General features: G+C 39.2%; 20 protein-coding genes. 2 read left to right on the forward strand and 18 right to left on the reverse strand.

The genetic code is table 11. The features are described 5' to 3' along the window. Window positions 1-119 precede the first annotated feature (119 nt). From ACGHIY_RS06540 to thiT, 3 genes are read right to left on the reverse strand one after another with little or no spacing between them, the layout of a single operon-like run. Window positions 120-1,355 (reverse strand): molybdopterin molybdotransferase MoeA, encoded by a 1,236-nt coding sequence (locus tag ACGHIY_RS06540; protein ID WP_390525385.1) that lies wholly within the window; start codon window positions 1,353-1,355, stop codon window positions 120-122. Further along, window positions 1,336-2,460: a molybdopterin-guanine dinucleotide biosynthesis protein B gene (gene mobB / locus ACGHIY_RS06545; RefSeq protein ID WP_390525386.1), complete on the reverse strand. Its 1,125-nt coding sequence runs from the start codon at window positions 2,458-2,460 to the stop codon at window positions 1,336-1,338. Before mobB ends, ACGHIY_RS06540 begins: the two co-directional genes overlap by 20 nt. Further along, window positions 2,453-2,983 carry an energy-coupled thiamine transporter ThiT gene (gene thiT, locus ACGHIY_RS06550; protein WP_278457714.1) on the reverse strand — a complete coding sequence of 177 codons (531 nt, stop codon included), beginning with the start codon at window positions 2,981-2,983 and terminating at the stop codon, window positions 2,453-2,455. Before thiT ends, mobB begins: the two co-directional genes overlap by 8 nt. A 183-nt stretch (window positions 2,984-3,166) precedes the next feature. On the opposite strand from thiT, the gene ACGHIY_RS06555 reads away from it, so the two are divergent. Beyond that, window positions 3,167-4,153, forward strand: a complete 987-nt coding sequence (locus tag ACGHIY_RS06555; RefSeq protein WP_004696596.1) for a GMP reductase — start codon at window positions 3,167-3,169, stop codon at window positions 4,151-4,153. A 134-nt stretch (window positions 4,154-4,287) separates the two neighbouring features. Here the strand turns inward: ACGHIY_RS06555 and ACGHIY_RS06560 are convergent, their stop codons facing one another. From ACGHIY_RS06560 to ilvB, 13 genes are all read right to left on the reverse strand, one after another. Further along, complete coding sequence (locus ACGHIY_RS06560) at window positions 4,288-5,481, reverse strand: MFS transporter (protein ID WP_004696599.1); 1,194 nt, start codon at window positions 5,479-5,481, stop codon at window positions 4,288-4,290. A 167-nt stretch (window positions 5,482-5,648) separates the two neighbouring features. Further along, window positions 5,649-6,827 (reverse strand): M20 family metallopeptidase, encoded by a 1,179-nt coding sequence (locus ACGHIY_RS06565; protein ID WP_390525387.1) that lies wholly within the window; start codon window positions 6,825-6,827, stop codon window positions 5,649-5,651. 95 nt (window positions 6,828-6,922) lie between these two features. Continuing rightward, entirely contained in the window at window positions 6,923-7,105 is a 183-nt protein-coding gene (locus ACGHIY_RS06570) for a hypothetical protein (RefSeq protein ID WP_042977898.1), read from the reverse strand. A gap of 137 nt (window positions 7,106-7,242) precedes the next feature. Beyond that, a complete protein-coding gene (locus tag ACGHIY_RS06575; RefSeq protein WP_390525388.1) occupies window positions 7,243-8,430 on the reverse strand; it encodes an aspartate aminotransferase family protein in 1,188 nt (395 codons plus the stop codon). Window positions 8,431-8,515: 85 nt separating this feature from the next. Then, the gene (argB, locus tag ACGHIY_RS06580) at window positions 8,516-9,373 is read right to left on the reverse strand and encodes an acetylglutamate kinase (protein ID WP_004696608.1); all 858 of its coding nucleotides are present in this window, start codon (window positions 9,371-9,373) and stop codon (window positions 8,516-8,518) included. Between the two features lie 10 nt (window positions 9,374-9,383). Continuing rightward, on the reverse strand, window positions 9,384-10,334 hold the full coding sequence (argC, locus tag ACGHIY_RS06585) for an N-acetyl-gamma-glutamyl-phosphate reductase (RefSeq protein WP_004698661.1): 951 nt from the start codon (window positions 10,332-10,334) through the stop codon (window positions 9,384-9,386). A gap of 110 nt (window positions 10,335-10,444) precedes the next feature. Further along, window positions 10,445-11,455 (reverse strand): ornithine carbamoyltransferase, encoded by a 1,011-nt coding sequence (gene argF / locus ACGHIY_RS06590; RefSeq protein WP_390525389.1) that lies wholly within the window; start codon window positions 11,453-11,455, stop codon window positions 10,445-10,447. A 31-nt stretch (window positions 11,456-11,486) separates the two neighbouring features. After that, window positions 11,487-12,671 (reverse strand): M20 family metallopeptidase, encoded by a 1,185-nt coding sequence (locus ACGHIY_RS06595; protein WP_316146326.1) that lies wholly within the window; start codon window positions 12,669-12,671, stop codon window positions 11,487-11,489. Between the two features lie 228 nt (window positions 12,672-12,899). Further along, window positions 12,900-14,222: a fibronectin type III domain-containing protein gene (locus tag ACGHIY_RS06600; RefSeq protein ID WP_390525390.1), complete on the reverse strand. Its 1,323-nt coding sequence runs from the start codon at window positions 14,220-14,222 to the stop codon at window positions 12,900-12,902. A 92-nt stretch (window positions 14,223-14,314) separates the two neighbouring features. Next, window positions 14,315-14,773 carry a hypothetical protein gene (locus ACGHIY_RS06605; RefSeq protein ID WP_021148404.1) on the reverse strand — a complete coding sequence of 153 codons (459 nt, stop codon included), beginning with the start codon at window positions 14,771-14,773 and terminating at the stop codon, window positions 14,315-14,317. Window positions 14,774-14,804: 31 nt separating this feature from the next. Next, the gene (locus ACGHIY_RS06610) at window positions 14,805-15,392 is read right to left on the reverse strand and encodes a carbonic anhydrase (protein ID WP_021148405.1); all 588 of its coding nucleotides are present in this window, start codon (window positions 15,390-15,392) and stop codon (window positions 14,805-14,807) included. A gap of 187 nt (window positions 15,393-15,579) precedes the next feature. Further along, window positions 15,580-16,092: an acetolactate synthase small subunit gene (gene ilvN, locus ACGHIY_RS06615; RefSeq protein ID WP_042986452.1), complete on the reverse strand. Its 513-nt coding sequence runs from the start codon at window positions 16,090-16,092 to the stop codon at window positions 15,580-15,582. An 8-nt stretch (window positions 16,093-16,100) separates the two neighbouring features. Beyond that, window positions 16,101-17,828: a biosynthetic-type acetolactate synthase large subunit gene (gene ilvB / locus ACGHIY_RS06620; protein ID WP_390525391.1), complete on the reverse strand. Its 1,728-nt coding sequence runs from the start codon at window positions 17,826-17,828 to the stop codon at window positions 16,101-16,103. 192 nt (window positions 17,829-18,020) lie between these two features. On the opposite strand from ilvB, the gene ACGHIY_RS06625 reads away from it, so the two are divergent. After that, window positions 18,021-18,299: a glutaredoxin gene (locus tag ACGHIY_RS06625; RefSeq protein ID WP_302498133.1), complete on the forward strand. Its 279-nt coding sequence runs from the start codon at window positions 18,021-18,023 to the stop codon at window positions 18,297-18,299. A 77-nt stretch (window positions 18,300-18,376) separates the two neighbouring features. Here the strand turns inward: ACGHIY_RS06625 and ACGHIY_RS06630 are convergent, their stop codons facing one another. Then, a complete protein-coding gene (locus tag ACGHIY_RS06630) occupies window positions 18,377-18,877 on the reverse strand; it encodes a folate family ECF transporter S component (protein ID WP_004696629.1) in 501 nt (166 codons plus the stop codon). Beyond that, entirely contained in the window at window positions 18,867-19,214 is a 348-nt protein-coding gene (locus ACGHIY_RS06635; RefSeq protein ID WP_004696632.1) for a nitrous oxide-stimulated promoter family protein, read from the reverse strand. Before ACGHIY_RS06635 ends, ACGHIY_RS06630 begins: the two co-directional genes overlap by 11 nt. Window positions 19,215-19,218: the final 4 nt, after the last annotated feature.

Here is a 19,218-nt window from a genome sequence, read left to right on the forward strand (position 1 = left end):
TTATGGTTAGCTATAAATATTATAGTTTTTTAACTAGTATATTTGTATCTAAAACTCTAAAACGCTATAACTCTAAAAAATCTAATGCCTTAGAGTAAGAGTCTAAAAATCAAAAGGGTCTAAACTGCAGGCAGCAAGCCTAATAGATACACATTAAATGTATCACCAGGATGTACTTCATGAGTTCCTCGTGGAATACATGCCAACGCATTCACAGTATATAGCCCTAACATGCTACTACTATTAAAATGACGGTTAGCCACAAAGCGTGGCACACCACCGCCGAACACCACTTTTCCTTGTACATAGCGATCAAAAACATTACGTTTGAAGATTTCTGTATCCATTACACAAGCCACCACTGGAGTCGTCCAATTAGCCAACCCTTTATAACGCTTCAAGGTAGGTGCTACGATTAAATGCCATCCATTAAAAGCAGCCCCTGGATTACCGGACAAGCCAAAGATAATCTGACCTTTCGGGGTAACCGCACCATAGGATGCTGCACCCGGTCGCATTTGAATACGGGCATAGATAGATTCTGCCCCCAATTTTTCATAAATAAGAGGCATCGTATCAAAAAGACCTACCGATACACCACCAGAACTGATTATAACATCTGCTTCTTCACTAAGTTTTAAAACATGATTGATTTCAGAGTCTAACGCCTCTGGAGCATCACTTACATGATAATGTGTTATCTTGTGAAAACCTAAGTCCTCTAAGAGTCCACAAATCATAGCTCGATTGGAGTTGTAAATTTTACCAGGCGTTAAGCTTTCACTAGGTTCAATAACCTCATGACCAGAGGTAAGAACTAATACACGAGGCATGACATTAACAGAGATCTCAATAATGCCAAGTCCCGTCAAAATGGTTTGTACTGTAGATGTTACCTCTGTACCGTGCGGAATCACAATAGTACCGACATTACACTCTTCACCTTGTGGAATAATATGATCACCACAACGATATTTACCTTGAATTGTAATCGATGTATGCGGTTCACCTGTGCCTACTACTTGTTCCTGCATGATAACGGTATCACATGTATCTGGTACTGGTGCACCAGTCATAATCCGTACTGCATGGCCAGGCTTTACAGGCTGTCTCCATACAACACCAGCTCCAATGATGCCGTCAACGATATATTCATTACGACCTTCTTCATAGGCGATAGCATACCCATCCATTGCAGATTTTGAAAAAGCAGGTACATCCGTTGGCGCAATAATATCCTCTGCTAGTACGTATCCCTTCGCAGCTTTAACTGCAATCGTTTCAACTTTATGAACTTGCGTTTGTAAGGCCTCATCCCATAATTGGAGAGCCTTCTCAACAGTAACGACGGCCATTTAAACTCCTCATCATTTCCTGTATGTGGCGTACCAATTCAGGTACGTCTTGATCCAATTTGCTAATTTCTATCGTCGCCACTCGGTCCATTGGGTCCGAGATCAACTCTTCCGTATATCCCTCTTGAGTAACCTCTATAATTGGGGCAATCCCTTGGGATCTCGTTTCTAGTATAACTATATCTACAGGCATAAACTGTGATATTTCATACAAGTTGGATTGTTCTTTCGTGCGTATACGAATCGCTGTTTCAGTAGGCCCTGCAATTGCAACCGCATCAGCTCCAGCTTTATAGGCAAGGTCTGTATCTGTTCCTTCATGATCCATCTGAAAGCCATGCTTATCGCTTTTTACTACACCAACGGATAAACCGATATTTTGTAACTCACACACAAGGCGCGTTACAACAGTAGTCTTACCTGTTTTACGTTTCGATGCGACCACACTAATTAAAGGTACACGGCGGAATTCATTTTCCGCTAAAGCTCGCGCCCATTGATAGTCTTCAAATCGATTAATATTGCTTAGCTCCCAACTAAAATCAGTAGCATCAATTGATTCTACATGACCAATAACATCGAGGGCATGATGCAACGATACATTTTCGCCAACAAGAATAGATTGAATTAAGGACGCAATATATGGCCTATAAATACCCGCCATCGGCTCAGATTTACCACTTTCACTATATGGGACAATGGCATTCCAATCATTATGATCTACTTGATAGAGCCAATCATAATACAAATCCATTTCCATGAATGGCATATCTACTGCCATTACCGCATAAGCAGAACTAGTGCCAACAGCTAGAGTACTATACAGCCCCCCTAAAGGTCCGCATCGCCCAACAGAATCCCGAACAATAGAAACCTTATTTTTCTCATCGTTCGATAATGTATCTATAATATGAGTCTGGATAGCAAGTCCTAATTGCTCGTCATCACCGATAGAGATAAGAATATCTTGAACATCTGCATCTAATCCCTTACGAAGTGCATGAGATATAAGACTTTCACCATTAATCCAAGGCAACAAAGCTTTAGGTTGCCCCATTCTAGTACTGAGTCCTCCAGCCAAAATAATTAAACCTAATTTATCCACGACGTTGTAAACCTCGTTTAACACCTTGGTAGATGAATAGTAAAACTGCAATATTTAAAAGACCATCTGGCACCATATAGGATGCATTATAAATCATGGAATAAACCCAAGGATTCTGCCCTTGTGGAGCATAGCTAGCAAAGACTACAGCACCGCTCGTAACAGATGCTCCCCAACGCAATACAATACCTACGATGGATCCAGTGATAAGACCAGAAAGAGAATCTTTAAAATAACCACAAACGCCAATAGCACCGTAAGCAACCAGGTAGTCTAATATAATACTTAAATAATGAACAGATGATTTAAAGCCTAAAATAAAGTGTAATATACCATATACAACACCTGCGAAGATACCTCGTGTTCCGCCCCAACGATACGCGTAAATCATGAGTGGTACCAATGCTGCCGCCTTAATAGAGCCCCCCTGTGGCATATGAAAAATCGTAATAAATGACAACACTTGAGCAATGGCAATTGCTACGCCAGCTTCAGCAAGCATACGGGTTTTAGACTGTTCCACATTAATCAACCTCCTTTTACCATATATCTATAAATGAATATATTATTTATACAATCTACTTGTATTGTACTACAGTTTATCCCTTATACCAAACAAAATATTCGGAATGTATTGAAAATTTTATGAGTCTCTTGTATAATGGTACAGGTTCAATATGTAATACTCGAAGGAGATATAGAAACTATGATTAATACAACTAACATCTTTGATTATGAAGACGTGCAATTGATTCCTAACAAATGTATTGTCTCCAGTCGTAGCGAATGTGATACACATGTAAAATTAGGTAAACGCACATTCCGCTTGCCAGTAGTACCTGCTAATATGCAAACTATTATCGACGAAGAGTTGGCTGAAAAATTAGCTCGTGAAGGGTATTTCTATATCATGCATCGTTTCCAACCAGAACGTCGTATGGACTTTGTAAAACGCATGCACGACCTTAACCTATATTCTTCTATTTCTATCGGCGTAAAAGCTGAAGAATTTGCTTTAGTTGATGAATTTAAGAAAGCAAACTTAACCCCAGAATATATCACTATTGATATTGCACATGGTCATTCCAATGCGGTCATCGAAATGATTCAATACATAAAAAAGAACTTACCTGAAACCTTCATTATCGCTGGTAATGTAGGCACTCCAGAAGCAGTTCGTGAACTAGAAAATGCTGGTGCTGATGCGACTAAAGTAGGCATCGGTCCTGGTAAAGTATGTATCACAAAATTGAAAACTGGCTTTGGTACTGGTGGCTGGCAATTAGCGGCTGTTCGCTGGTGCGCAAAAGCAGCTACTAAACCTATCATCGCTGACGGCGGTATTCGTGACCATGGCGACATCGCAAAATCCATTCGCTTTGGTGCTACTATGGTTATGATTGGCTCCCTCTTTGCAGGTCACGAGGAATCCCCAGGGGAAGAAAAGATTGTTGACGGCAAAGCTGTAAAAGAATACTTTGGTTCCGCTTCTGAGTTCCAAAAAGGGGAACGCAAAAATGTAGAAGGTAAAAAAATCTTCATCGATTCCAAAGGTTCTATCTTTGATACATTAACTGAAATGGAGCAAGATTTACAATCCGCTATCTCTTACGCTGGCGGTACAACTCTACAAGCCATTCGCAAAGTAGACTATGTACTTGTTAAAAACTCTATCTTCAATGGCGATCGCTAATCTAATCAATATATAATAACGCTAAAAGACACAGGTTCAAAACCTGTGTCTTTTTAATGCGAGAAATACATAAAATATAAAAATATGAAAAAGGAGCTACGATACGAAAATCGTAGCTCCTTAATTATAGACTATTAAATCTGTTCTTCACTAAGACCACAGTCTTTACTCATTAAATGGTATGCGTATTTACCAATACCTGCACTTACAACAAGCAATGTAGTCAATACAATAAATGCTACTGTAAGACTTGTACCGTGCGCAATGAAGCCAATCAAGGCAGGCCCCATCAGAATCCCCATATAACCGAGCATTGTGGATGTAGCGACCGCTTGTGTCATAGGAATGACATTTTGTTCCCCCATTGCAGAGAATAGGTTTGGTACTATCATAGCTAATGAAATACCCAATAATAAGTAAGTATACATGGATGCATGACCTGGCAAGAACACGATAAGCCCCATCGCAATAGAGCCAAGTAAGTAGCCACCAACAACAACTTGCTTTGATGTTAAGTGTTTACCTAATCTATTACCAAGCAAACGGCCTATACACATAGTACCATTAAAGAGCATTACACCCATGACAGCCTCTTCGATAAGAATCCCTTTATCTTCAAATAAATATAATGCACTCCAATCCCCTACAGCACCTTCTACCAAGTAAGAAACAAAGGACAATAAACCAAAAATAAGAGCGATTGGATGGAAGGACAATGGACTTTTAGATTTTTTAGTAATCTTTGCATTTGGGTCACTACCAAAGGTCAACATAAATTGGCTAACTATGACCATCGCAATAAATAATACGATGAGTAGCCCCCAAATACTTTCATTAACAGGCAGCGATAAGATTTTTAAAAGCACGAGCAAAACACCGGCACCAGTAAAACCACCTAAGCTCCAGCCACCGTGATAGGCGCCCATTAAATGTTTTTTGCTCACCTTTTCTGTTAGGATAGCTTGTAAATTAGCAGAAGCACCACTAAGGCCTACACCAATACCAAAAAAGAACAGGGCTACTGTTGTTGTAGCAATAGTAGGACACATAGTAACGATGGCAAGAGATACCATACCAATAAAGCTAGCTAACAAAACGACTCTCTTACACCCAAAGCTTTCTACAAGCTTACCTGCTATAGCCATGGATAAACAAGAACCTACACCGAGCAACAAAATCATGGAACCTAATACATCTTCACCAATACTAAGTTTTGCTTTTAAATATGGCACAAAACCAGCCCATAAAGCTGTGTACATACCAGGGATAAAAAATGCCCCAAAAGCACCACGAATATTTGCTGTTGAAATAGAAACTTGATCGTTCATTACATCCTTTCTGGCTTCTAGAACCGTCCGGCGAAGAAAGGTCCTTTTTATCCGCAAAGCTCTAAAATATGCACTATTACAGGAAACCATTTTAATTACATATGACTAATATTGGAATATAATAAACCCCTTTACGAAAAAAGTAAAGGGGTTTATTGGGTTAAAATTTATTTATTTTCTTTTAACCACTGAATGGCATATTCCGCATACACCGCAGATGCTGCAGATAATACGGTATCATCCATATTAAATCTATTATTATGATGATCGTATGTAGCTTCTACTTCAGGGTTTTGAATACCAATAAAGGCAAAGCATCCCGGTTTATCTTGTAAATACCAAGCAAAATCTTCTCCAGGCATTACTTTACGCATCTTAGAAAGCTTGTCCTCACCTAATGTATCAATAACGACACGTTCTGCAAGTTCACTGGATTCAAGATCATTAATAGTAGGAGGCACTTTTTTTATATATTCTAATGTAGCAGTCGCTCCATAGGCTTCTGCAGTGTGTTTCACAATGCGGCGAATCGTATCGACAATGTATTGTTCTTGGTTTGGATCAAAGAAACGAACCGTACCGCCCATGGAAGCTTCCCCAGGAATGACATTCCATTCTGAGCCAGAGTGAATATTGCCAATCGTAACAACGACGGAATCAAGGGCACTCACATTACGAGAAACCACAGTTTGCAAATTCATAACGATGGCACTAGCCACCACGATAGCATCGACCGCTTGGTGTGGCTGCGCACCATGACCTTGTTTGCCTTTTACGTTAATAGTAATTTGGCTACTTGCAGCCATACGAGGACCTTCCTCAACAGACACAAGACCCGCTGGCAAATCGATCCACACATGCCCTCCAAAGATAGCATCTACCTTATCATACCAATCGCCAAACTTAATGAAATCCGGAGCCCCTGCTCCAGTTTCTTCCGCAGGTTGAAATGCTAAATATACATCGCCTTCGATGCGGTCTTTCATAGACATTAGCATCTTTGCCGCACCTAGTAAAATAGCCATATGTCCATCATGACCGCAGGCATGCATTTTACCCTCTACTTCAGATTTATAATCTACTGCATTATGTTCATGAACAGGCAATGCATCGATGTCAGCACGTAACGCAATGGCTTTGCCAGGCTTAAAACCATGAATAATGCCGATTAATCCGATACCACGGTCTGTATCTACATGAACCTCTACGCCCATAGACTCTAGCTCTTTAGCCAAGGTCTTCGTCGTTTCAAACTCTTCATTACTAAGCTCTGGATGTTTATGAAAATATCTACGCCAATCTTGCACGTAGCCTTTATATTGCTCTATTAAATCGCGACTATGCATGATATCGCCTCCTCACTAAATCCCAACATTACTAGGAATAACATGGTAAAAGTAAAAGAAAACGACAGGCAACGCCATGTCGTTTTCTTAGTTTCTTATCGGTTGCGCAATACCGCTTGTACCGCTAAGGATACAATAGCCGTTGCAACTGTCACAGCAGCAGTGATTTTTGCCGTTGTGATAAGTTCTTCTTTTGTAGGCTTTGCTTTTGCCGCAATGTCCAACGTTTTTGCTACCGCTGGAACCAATACTTCATTACGTAAGGATTCTGTATTCATATTTACTCCTCCAATATAGACTGTTTCTTTTAGGGTAACACGAATACGGAGTAAAGTCTATATAATCATCGGTTTATTTCCATAGTTCAATGTTACATAACTATAGTAAACAATATTTATGAAAGCTAGACGAATTCTTATTTTTCAGCTAATTCTTCAATCACTTCAGCTAAAATACGTACCGCCTTTTCTAATTGCTCTTGTGGAATATTAAGGGCTGGTAAAAGTCGTACCTTATTTTTAGCAGATAAGCATACTACGCCCTTTTCTAAACATTTTGCAATGACAGCTTTTGCATCTACTGTAGTCTCAATACCGAGCATGAGCCCCATACCACTAACACCAATGACACCAGGTTTACCAGTTAAGGTAGATTTTACGTATTCCCCTTTTACTTTTACAGAATCGAGAAATTCAGGAGTTAACCGGCTAATAATAGTGTTCCCTGCAGCCGCGCAGATTGGATTTCCCCCAAAGGTAGTAGCGTGGGCACCAGCATTTAAAACATACTGCATCTTTTCATTGAACAAAGTAGCCCCCATTGGTAGACCTCCCGCCAAGCCTTTTGCAGTAGATACCACATCTGGTTCAATGCCAAATTGTTGGTATGCATATAGACTACCAGTCCGACCATTACCAGTTTGTACCTCATCGATGAGTACCAGTTGATCGTGTTCATGCGCATATTTTGTTACCGCTTGGACAAACTCTTTATCTAAGGGCATAACCCCACCTTCACCTTGGATAGGTTCCATCATGATGGCACAAACTGCTGGATTATCAAGAGCTTTTAAGGCCGCGTCAATATCATTGGCTGGTGTATGAATAAAACCTTCTGTAAATGGGAAGAAATGTTGATGGAATACATCTTGTCCTGTAGCAGACAAGGTGGTAATAGTACGACCGTGGAAACTATTGACTAAGGTAACAATTATATGACGCCCTTCGCCATATTTGTCATGGCTATATTTACGCGCTGCCTTAATAGCACATTCGTTAGACTCCGCACCAGAGTTAGAAAAAAATACCTTTTTCATCCCCGTTTTCGCACAGAGCTGTTTCGCTAGCTCAATTTGTGGCAAGGAATAGTATAAATTAGAAATATGATTCAATGCATGAGACTGCTTAGTAACAGCCTCAGTCCACTCATCATCATCAACGCCAAAAGCGGTTACGCCAATACCAGAACCAAGGTCGATGTACTCTTTACCATCTACGTCCCACAAGAGAGAACCTTTTCCTTTTTCAAAGCATACGTTGAACCGACCATACGTATTGGCTATATATTCTTTATCTTGTTGTTCAAAATCGATTGCATTACTCATTATATCCTCCAAATGTACGGTCATGCCGTCGTCTATCTATGTAAAAGATACCCAATAGATGATTACCAGTATTATGTTTACTATATTAAGCAACAAACATTGTACCAAGGCCTTCATCGGTTAATAACTCGATAAGAATGGCATGTGGAATTTCACCATTAATGATGAATACCTTTTGTGCCCCTGCTTCTATGGCCTCTAAGCAGCAATCTACCTTTGGAATCATACCGCCTGCAATGACGCCATCCGCTTTTAACTGAGCTGCCTCGGCCATTGTAATTTTAGAAATTAAAGAATCTGGATCATGCACATCTCGCAGTACACCATCAATATTAGTCATAGCCACCATGGTTTCCGCCTTGAGAGCGCCCGCAATTTTCGCGGCTACCGTATCAGCATTAATATTATATGTCTTGCCATCGGCTCCCATGCCGATAGAAGAAATAACCGGAATATAGCCACGGCTAATTACGTCATGGATAATACTCGTATCAATGGTATCAATATAACCTACATAACCAAGTTCTTCGTTTTGTTTATGAACTTGAATCATGTTGCCATCTACACCACAAAGGCCAACAGCTTTGCCACCAAGATCCGTTAAATCCGCCACGAGCCCTTTATTCACCTTGCCGGCTAGCACCATTTGTACAACATCCATCGTTGCTTCATCGGTAACGCGTAATCCATTAGCGAAATGTGATTCAATTTGCATCGCCTCTAAGGTACTATTAATAGCTGGACCACCACCATGAACGAGGACTACTTTTACCCCCACTAATTGAAGTAATAGTAAATCCTTCATGACAGATTTCTTTAACTCTTCATCCACCATGGCATTGCCACCGTATTTAACGACAACGTACTGGTCTGTGTATTGTTTTATATATGGAACGGCCGCCGTTAAGATATGCGCCCGCATTGCATTTGTTACATTCTTCATAGATTCCTCTCTAACCTAATACTAAACCAGTATCCTCTGGTAACCCCAATGCAATATTCATACATTGAACGGCGGCACCCGATGCACCTTTACCTAAATTATCGAAAATGGCGTGAACCATGATGCGTTCATCGTTACCAGTGACATAGATTTTCATACTGTCCGTATTGCTCAATTGATTAGCGTTTAACATACCGCTATTGCTATTTTCAGTAAATGGTGCAACCGTAACGATTGTACTATCTTTGTAAAAGTATTCTAACGTTTGTTGTACCTTATCAATACAAACAGGTTTATGACATAAACGACTATGAATACCTACGGTAACCTCCATTCCAGAGTAGTAATCATCAACAATTGGCATAAAAATTGGAGCTTCACTAAGGCCGCATACATGTTGTACTTCGGGTAAATGTTTATGTTCTTGGCCAAGCCCATATTGACGAGGCGCATAAAGGAAATAGTCCTTAGGACTGCTTTCATATTGACCAATCATCTTCTTACCACCACCGCTATAGCCTGTTAAGGATGTAATGGTGAAAGGATAATCCGCTGGCACGAGCCCTGCTTTTACAAGAGGCGCTATACAAGCAATCATACCGCTCGCATGACAGCCAGGATTTGCAATATGTTTTTTAGTTGCAATATCTGTTTTGTAGCTTTCACCAAGTTCTGGGAACCCATATGCCCAACCAGCTGTAGTTCTAAACGCTGTAGAAGTATCAATAACCTTACATGGAAAATCACCAATAGCGGCCATAATTTCCTTAGATGCCACATCAGGTAAGCAAAGAAATACAAGATCCGCTTTTTTTGCAACCACTTTAATGGCCTCTACATTTTTGCGATCCTCATCAGCAGTCGCTAAGAGTTCTATATCTTTTCGATCGGATAATCGTTCATGAATTCTAAGACCCGTTGTGCCTTCATGACCGACAATAAATACTCTATGGGGTGTCATAATAAACCTCAATTCTCACCTATTGGTGACTCACACCTATTTATATAGCCCTTTATCCAATATAAATAGAAAACAAACGATACCATACATCACCATTTAGGAAGATGAACTTATTTCAATGGATAATTTCCAAAGGTAGCAACCATAACTGCCTTAATCGTGTGGAGACGATTTTCTGCTTCTTGGAACGCCAATGAGTTTGGACCTTCGAATACCTCTTCGGTTACCTCAATGCCATCCATGCCAAACCGTTCATAAATATCTTTACCTACTTGTGTTTCTGTGTTGTGGAACGCAGGTAAACAGTGACAGAACTTAGTATTGGGATTACCAGTTAATGCCATCATTTCTGCATTTACTTGGAACGGTTTAAATGTATTGATACGTTCCTCCCACATATCGTAAGTATCGCCCATCGTTACCCACACACCAGTGTAAATGACATCTAAGCCTTTAACACCTTCAGCTACATCATCTGTACAAGTGATAGTAGCACCTGTTTCTTTAGCCACCTTTAAGCACTCTTCGTAGAATGGACCAGCTGGCCAGTATTGTTTAGGACCAATAAGTCTGAAATCCATCCCCATTTTAACGGCACCACTCATCAAAGCATTGCACATATTAGATTGACCATGACCTACATAGGCAAAAGAAATTTCATTCAACGGTTTGTCGATATTTTCTTGAAGTGTTAAGAAATTGGCTAATGTTTGTGTAGGATGATCCATATCGGTAAGCCCATTCCAAACTGGCACACCAGAGTATTCCGCCAATGTATCTACGTCCTCTTGGTCAAAGCCTCTAAACTCGATAGCATCATACATGGAACCAAGAACACGAGCCGTATCCTTTAAGGATTCTTTCTTATTCATTTGAGAACCTGTAGGGCCAAGATATGTTGTAAAAGCACCTTGGTCCGCAGCCCCTACTTCAAAAGCGCAACGTGTCCGTGTTGAGTCTTTTTCAAAAATTAATGCAAAGTTTTTACCTACTAATGTTTTGATTTCTTTGCCCGCTTTTTTATCGGCTTTTAATTTTGCTGCTAAGTCCAAGAAGTATTTAATTTCTTCCGGTGTGTATTGAAGCATTGTTTTAAATGATGTATGTTGTAAACTTTTCATGATAACCTCTTATTTCAAACTACTTATTTAACTACTTTTCTTGTAAAAATTCGGCGGCAATAGCAGCCATCATTGTTATACCAGGTTCCAGAATGCTTTCATCAATGGTGAAAGCCTCATTATGTAAGGCCGGATTGCCTTCAAACCCAGTACCTAACCAAAGAAAAGCACCTTTTATTTTATGAAGATATGCGGAGAAGTCCTCTGCTGCCATAGACGGAAATTCAGGATGTACCACTGCGTCTTTACCAAGATATTTCTCTACAATGGATGTGGCATAATCAATGGCCTCTGGATTATTGATAGTTGCACCATGTCCCCTTTTATAATCCAAAGTACTTTCCGTTTTAAACAACACATCGAGGGCCTGTAAACTTTCACCTAATCGTCGTTCAATATAATCACGTTTCTCTGGTTCATAGGTACGACAAGTACCTTCAAGATACACATCGCCACAGCCCACATTGTATCGGTCACCACCATTAATCACTCCAATTGTGCATACAAGATTTTCCATCGGGTTAGTTTCACGAGCGACCATGGACTCCACATTTACAATCCAGTTCGCTGCGGCCACAATAGCATCAACCCCATTGTGAGGCTCCGCACCATGGGTTGATTTGCCCTTAATATGTACAAGGAAGTGGTCTGATGCAGCCATCAAATTACCTTTTTTTAGGCCTACCGCACCAACTGGAAGTTGAGGCCATACATGGAGACCATATATCTCGTCTACATCATCGAGGATACCACTATCGACAATACCTTGTGCTCCTGGGAATAAAGCTTCCTCTTCGGAAGGCTGGAATACAAGCTTTACAGTGCCGTGCAATTGATCTTTAATAGACTGTAAAATCGCTGCTGCACCAAGCAAGATTGCCATGTGGCTATCATGACCACAAGCATGCATAACGCCTTCATTTTGTGAAGCAAAGGGCAATCCTGTTATTTCATGTATGGGTAATGCATCCATATCGGCACGCAATGCAATAACAGGGCCTGTATGAGCACCTTCTATCTTACCGATAACGGCATAATCAGAAACATCGTTTACAAAAGGGATTCCTAGTTCACCAAGAACCTTTTGAATAAATAAAGATGTATTTTTTTCTTCACCAGATAACTCTGGATGGCTATGAATATGTCGGCGCCATTCCACAACTTGTTCTTTATATTGGGAGGCATATTTCTTAATTAAATCTTGTAATGTGTTCATTACTCTATCTCCTTTATACACTGTATGTATATTTTATACATATTTTGTGTATTTTTATAATCTATACACGTATTATAATACTACACACCACAATTAGCAAGTATTTATACAAATCCATTGTATTTTTATTTGTTGTATTGTAAATCAATTTTACTCATAGATTCTTGCAACCTTTGATTAGAGAAAAATAGACAAAAAAAGACACCTTCCAAAAAAGGCGTCTTTTTCTTATTTTTCAATGACTGATTCGTCAAGCTGAGTACCATCAGGTAAAAATGATTTTACAATCAGCTTATTCGGTGTCACTGTCATAGACATATAATTATTTGTTTCAGGCTGAGGTGCTACATATACATCTAGAGGATGTTGCTTCCACTTAGGACGTCGTGCATCACCAGCTATCCCTGTAAGGATATATAGTGGACCAGATGGGTCTCGATCAAAGTTTCGTACATGGCCACGGTTGCGGTATGTATGTAAATGAGCAGATAAAACTAAGTCTACATTAAACTCATCGAAGATAGGCATAAATAATACGCCCTCATCATCGAAACCTACATCGCGACTTGCACCTAGTCGGTCAAAGGCATATCGGAATGGATCACGATGCATGAGGACTACAGTCCACTTTTTAGTATTAGCTGCTAAATCTTGACGTAGCCACTGAACCTCTACATCGTACAAATCAGGATGATGAGTATCATGATTATCCTCATGATTACTTTCATACAACATCGTATCTAATACAACGTAATGCACATCGCCAAAATCATAGGAATAATAACGGCGATTAAATATTTCATTCCCATTAGGCGGTACTGCGAAGTAATTCAAATATGCATAAGGCTCGCGCATTTTCCAATCTAATGTATACATCTCATGATTGCCTAAGGTCGTTGCTAACGGCACATTAGCACTCAATGGTCTGATGGAATTCAACCAAGTGCGCCATTGATAGTCTTGTTCCCCATTATCTACAAGGTCCCCCATGCTAATATACAGGGCTGTCCTTGGATTGCGATGTGCGGAATCCTTAACAATCTGCTCCCACGCAGAATAATCACCAGATTGAGAATCTGGATAGATAAGAACATCATACACACTGGAGCCAGCAGTTTCCAACGAATACCAATCACTGCGACGATCATTGCCATAACCAACGCGATATTCGTATTTAGTATTAGGCGTCAAACCAGTTACTGTACCCTCATGGATATAGGTGGTACTGCCATCATCGGTAAAAGCTTTGTCTGTAGCTCTTATCGTTTGAGTCGTATCGGATCCAACAAGACGATACTCTATTACCGCATCAGCTTCGCTGCTATCTGATTGCCACATAATAGTACGACTCATGCTATTATCTTGAGCTACAATTTGCCGAATATAACGACTTTCGGAATCGAGGAGTGGCTTAATTTCTTGTCCACTTACAACGGCGGCAGTTCTAGCTATGCGACTCTGTATGGCATCCTTATGGACATATCCACCTATAATTAATACAGCCAAAACAAAAATGGCTATAATTGTTTTTAACAGTTTACTTTTATTCATATAGTTCCTTTATGTAAATATCTATTAAGTACTAATATGAACACATTATAAAACTTAAACTTAACTTTAAGTCAAATAAGATTTTTCTATACTTATTCAACATCTACGTTTCTATATCTAGCAGAAATAAATCCCAACATATTTAATTGCGGTATATTCCATTCATTAGGTAAATAGATATCACAGGTAAGCTCATCCCCTAAAGAGTTATTGGCTATAAATTGATAGCGACCTAGTTCCTCATTGCTACCTACTCTTTCAATTTGATTTAAAGTAGTGTCACCCCAAAACCGACTAAATTCCTCCCATATAGTTTCCGCATCAACTTGAGATAACTCAACCTGTAATCTATATTTTACGCCAACCTTACAGCGTTTTTTTAAGCCCGTTTCGTCAGCACTACAAACCTTAGTGGAACCTTTATCAAAAGCCCATTCTAGACTATCTAATGATTGAACTTGAGTGGAAATGAGATTTTTAAAATTTGAAAGATCCGTAAGAAAATGTTTACATGCTACCTCAAATGTATCTAATCTATCTATATTGCTCAATTCACAATACCTCTATTAAAGAATTTACCTATTATTTTTCGTAATATTGTTTCATTTGTGTATAGCCATTAACAATGACTTCGATTTCACCCGTTCTAGGATGAAAGATAAGACCATGAATTGGCACGTCTTTAGGAATTAAAGGGTTCATACGCAATTCGTCCACTGTTTCTTCCACATTCTCTGCAGGATGTGTAAAGCCATCAGCCCAGCGTTCCATTTCTTTACGGACCATATGAATCGCTTCTGGTGCAATACCACGAGCCAACATTTTTTCTGTTAGATCTTTTGCTGTAGTTTTTGCCATACCACATTCGTGATGACCAATGATAAAGATTTCGTTAACGCCTAGCTCATAAATACAAACAAGTAAACTACGTACAACGCCATCAAAGGGACCTGTAATACAGTTACCTGCAGTCTTTACGATTTTCGCTTCACCGCGCCCAATATCCATGGAATCTTCTAAGAAGTTAACAAGACGTGTATCCATACATGTAACAATGGCCATCTCGCGACTTGGCATTTTACTACACTTTGTATCTGTATCTACATAACCTGTATTTTGATCTTCTACATATTCTCTATTGTGGGCTAAAATATCATCTAATAAACTCATGATACCTCCTATAGTTAAAGGTCTCGGCATACAACCAAGCTCTCTATATCAATAATGGTCGATATACATATTATATCATATTAAGTTGTACACGCTTTAAGCCACAAAAAATAGGCCTATTCAAATACATATATTATATATTTGAATAGACCTAAAACACTTTTAAAGTACACTTAAAATACACACCTTATCTATCAGGTGTGGATAAGGCTTCAATGGCAACGCTACCACCGCGCACGACTTCAATACGGTTCACGAACATATCTTTAAATAAGGCAATCATATCATTATTTTTAGATACAGTTTTTACACATTGAACAAGTACAGATTTACGATTATAATCCACAACTAACAAATCAAAGGTTTGGGCAATGCGGAAAATTTCTTGTTTGTCCGCTTCTTTACAGCTATTGACCTTGATAAATAGTAATTCTTTTTTCGTAATTCGCATGTCAGTAAAGTCGATAACTTTAATAATCTCCACACTGCGATTTAGTTGCTTAATAATTTGTTCGTACGTCAAATCATCACAAGTAAGATCAATAGTCATGCGAGACATGGTAGGGTCTTCAGTTTCCCCTACCGTCAATGTATCAAGATTATAATTTTTGCCTGCAAAGAGGCCTGAAATCTTAGCTAGTACACCGATTTGGTTTTCTACATACGCTGAAATACAGCGTTTTTTCATTTGTACTTCCATAGCCCCTCCTATTTTTTATCCTTCAACAACATATCACTTAAAGACTTACCTGCTGGTACCATTGGCAACACATTGAGCTCCGTTGGAATGATGAACTCGAGTAGGGTTGGACCATTTTTGAAAGTATCTGCCAATTGGAACCCTTTTTCGATGTCCTCTACCTTAGTAATACGCATTGCCTTTGCGCCATAAGCTTCCGCCAATTTCACAAAATCCGGTACATACTCAAACTCATCATTGTCGATTATGTCTCGCGTAACAATGGCACTTTCATCCATCATCAAGTTCGTACAAGCGTAACGTTTATCGTAAAATAATTGCTGCCATTGGCGTACATTTCCGAGGAAGCCATTATTTAAAATAATTAACGTCACAGGCAAACGGTAGTGCATAGCAGTGGCAAACTCTTGGATATTCATTTGCACGCCACCATCACCACAGATGGCAAAAACACGCTTATCTGGATTTCCCATTTGCGCACCTAATGCAGCAGGAAAACCATAGCCCATAGTCCCTAAGCCACCAGACGTCAACATTTGATATTGACCTTTCACATCAAGGAACTGGGTAGTCCACAATTGATTTTGACCCACATCGGTTGTAACAATAGGATGTTCATAGTGATGATTGATGTACTCGATAACAGTTTGAGGTGTTAACCCCTCTTCGTCAGCTTGAGTGACAGGACGCTCTGCCTTAAGTTGCTGTAATTGTTTTGGCCATTCGCCAAGGTCGTGAGGTTCAATATATTCTAAGATTTTTTCGATAGCCAATTTAGCATCTGCTACGATTGGAATATCAACCTTAATATTTTTAGAAATAGATGCCGCATCTACATCAATATGGATAATCTTACAATTTTGTGCAAAGGTACTTAGTTTACCGGTAATACGATCATTAAAGCGCGTACCAATAGAAATCATCACGTCACAGTCAGTTATAGCCACATTAGGGGCATAGCCACCGTGAATCCCTACATTACCAAGATACAATGGATGACGGCTATCAATAGCACCTTTTCCCATCAAGGTTGTTACAACAGGAATCCCTGTTTTTTCAACCAACTCCATCATAAGGTCATTGGCCCCACTAATACTTACCCCACCGCCTAATAGGAATAGAGGCCTTTTAGCTTTACTAATAATAGAACAGGCCTTTTTAACTTGACCTACGTGAACAGTGGTATTTGGTTTGTAACCGCGAATATTAATCTCTGTTGGATATTCATCTGACCCCATAGCCTTCTGAATATTCTTAGGAATATCTACTACAACAGGTCCTGGACGACCTGTGCGAGCAATGTAAAAGGCCTCTTTCAAAATACGACCTAAATCTTTACGGTCACGAACAGTAACGGCATATTTACAAATATTGCGGACGATGCCAACAGTATCTACCTCTTGAAAAGCATCATTGCCCATGAGGCCTAAATCAACTTGTCCAGTAATACAAACGAGCGGAACACTATCAGAATAAGCAGTAGCAATACCAGTCACAAGATTTGTAGCACCAGGTCCAGAGGTTACCATACAAACCCCTACTTTACCGGTACTACGAGCATATCCATCTGCCGCATGGGCCAATGCTTGCTCATGACGCGGCAAAATCACTTTTACCTTATCTTGCTTATATAATTCATCCATGATATCAATAGTAGCCGCCCCAGGATAGTTAAACAAAAACTCTACCTGCTCCTCTTGAAGGGCTTTTACCAAATACTGTGCGCCTGAAATCATAGGTATCTCCTTATTTATATAATGCATGCATATCGAATTCTCAATATTCACATCTGATATATCTAAAAAATTGAATATCTTATATAGATATGTTATACTCAGTAGTGTACCATATGTTGTGGTACATGAATATGTATAAAATCTCAAATTATAGAAATATATGTAGATTCTATTTTGAAAGGACTGAATATCATGAAAGAAATATTAGGTTTCCATTTAAACGGTTGCCCTTATTGCGCTAATGCATTCCGTGCTATCGATGAACTCGTTGCAGAAAATCCTGCATACGCAGATATTCATATCAACTGGGTTGAAGATCAAGATGCTCATGAGCTCTTCAAAACTCACCCTTATGAATACTATCCGAACTTATGGTTCGACCTCGACAAACAATACGAGGCGCAACCTGGTGAAAGCTATGTCCAAACAAAATCTTTAATCAAAACTGTATTGGACAAAGCACTCGCGTAAAACGCTATATTTACAAATAATAATGCACCCCTAACATATAATCTAATGTTAGGGGTGCATTTTAGTATACTGTAAGATTATGGCTTTTTTTGTACCATAAACTTACTGACTGCCTTATACACAATTAAAATCAATGCAATTTCTAATGGGAAACAAATGATATTTTTAATAAGACGTCCAATAAATATAGCAGATACTGCTTTGTTATAAAATATTGTGAGCCATATTGTATTTAATATCAGATGTATACATACAGTAACAATCGTCTCCGGTAAAAGTAATTGTTTAAATGTAACATTACGTCCGTGTAAAAAATACCCATACACATAGCCTACAAGAAATTCAGATATGATAAAGCCGGGAAAGAATACCCCTTGTCCAAATAAAGACATACCTATAAAACAGGCAATAGCAGCCATTATACCTGCTGCCATAGGCCCATAAAGAATACCAAATATAGCGGTTGATAAAAATCCAAAGGTAATATGTATAAATGTGGTATGAATAGCAAATATATAAGATAGTAAAACCGTCAATGCTACAAACATTCCTGTCTTTACAATCATATCAGTTTTCATAAGAAGTACGACTCCTTTTTCTATCCTTCCACTCTAAATACATATGGCGAATAACTTGAATTGGTGATATAAATAACATTCTAGGACCACCATAGCGCATGATTTCACGTATTTTTTCACGATACGTAGGCGCATAACAATGCGTTTTACATACGCTGCAGAAGGTCTTGCTTTCCATATGAGGACATACATCTATACGATGTTCAGCATATTGCCAAACTTTTTGACACTCCTCACAGAGTTGTCCTTTAGGAGTGTGGTGCTTATTATGACAATAGATGCCAATAATCTGGTACATAGTTTTTAGTTCTAACTTACGTTTCTCATCAACTGTCATGTTT

The organism is Veillonella parvula (genome assembly GCF_042850485.1).
Classification (GTDB): domain Bacteria; phylum Bacillota; class Negativicutes; order Veillonellales; family Veillonellaceae; genus Veillonella; species Veillonella parvula_Q.

Coding starts and splice junctions, on each gene's coding strand:
- ACGHIY_RS06540 (WP_390525385.1), bottom strand. CDS start 1,355: ATGGCCGTCGTTACTGTTGAGAAGGCTCTCCAATTATGGGATGAGGCC.
- ACGHIY_RS06555 (WP_004696596.1), top strand. CDS start 3,167: ATGATTAATACAACTAACATCTTTGATTATGAAGACGTGCAATTGATT.
- ACGHIY_RS06560 (WP_004696599.1), bottom strand. CDS start 5,481: ATGAACGATCAAGTTTCTATTTCAACAGCAAATATTCGTGGTGCTTTT.
- ACGHIY_RS06565 (WP_390525387.1), bottom strand. CDS start 6,827: ATGCATAGTCGCGATTTAATAGAGCAATATAAAGGCTACGTGCAAGAT.
- ACGHIY_RS06570 (WP_042977898.1), bottom strand. CDS start 7,105: ATGAATACAGAATCCTTACGTAATGAAGTATTGGTTCCAGCGGTAGCA.
- ACGHIY_RS06575 (WP_390525388.1), bottom strand. CDS start 8,430: ATGAGTAATGCAATCGATTTTGAACAACAAGATAAAGAATATATAGCC.
- argB (WP_004696608.1), bottom strand. CDS start 9,373: ATGAAGAATGTAACAAATGCAATGCGGGCGCATATCTTAACGGCGGCC.
- argC (WP_004698661.1), bottom strand. CDS start 10,334: ATGACACCCCATAGAGTATTTATTGTCGGTCATGAAGGCACAACGGGT.
- argF (WP_390525389.1), bottom strand. CDS start 11,455: ATGAAAAGTTTACAACATACATCATTTAAAACAATGCTTCAATACACA.
- ACGHIY_RS06595 (WP_316146326.1), bottom strand. CDS start 12,671: ATGAACACATTACAAGATTTAATTAAGAAATATGCCTCCCAATATAAA.
- ACGHIY_RS06600 (WP_390525390.1), bottom strand. CDS start 14,222: ATGAATAAAAGTAAACTGTTAAAAACAATTATAGCCATTTTTGTTTTG.
- ACGHIY_RS06610 (WP_021148405.1), bottom strand. CDS start 15,392: ATGAGTTTATTAGATGATATTTTAGCCCACAATAGAGAATATGTAGAA.
- ilvN (WP_042986452.1), bottom strand. CDS start 16,092: ATGGAAGTACAAATGAAAAAACGCTGTATTTCAGCGTATGTAGAAAAC.
- ilvB (WP_390525391.1), bottom strand. CDS start 17,828: ATGATTTCAGGCGCACAGTATTTGGTAAAAGCCCTTCAAGAGGAGCAG.
- ACGHIY_RS06625 (WP_302498133.1), top strand. CDS start 18,021: ATGAAAGAAATATTAGGTTTCCATTTAAACGGTTGCCCTTATTGCGCT.
- ACGHIY_RS06630 (WP_004696629.1), bottom strand. CDS start 18,877: ATGAAAACTGATATGATTGTAAAGACAGGAATGTTTGTAGCATTGACG.
- ACGHIY_RS06635 (WP_004696632.1), bottom strand. CDS start 19,214: ATGACAGTTGATGAGAAACGTAAGTTAGAACTAAAAACTATGTACCAG.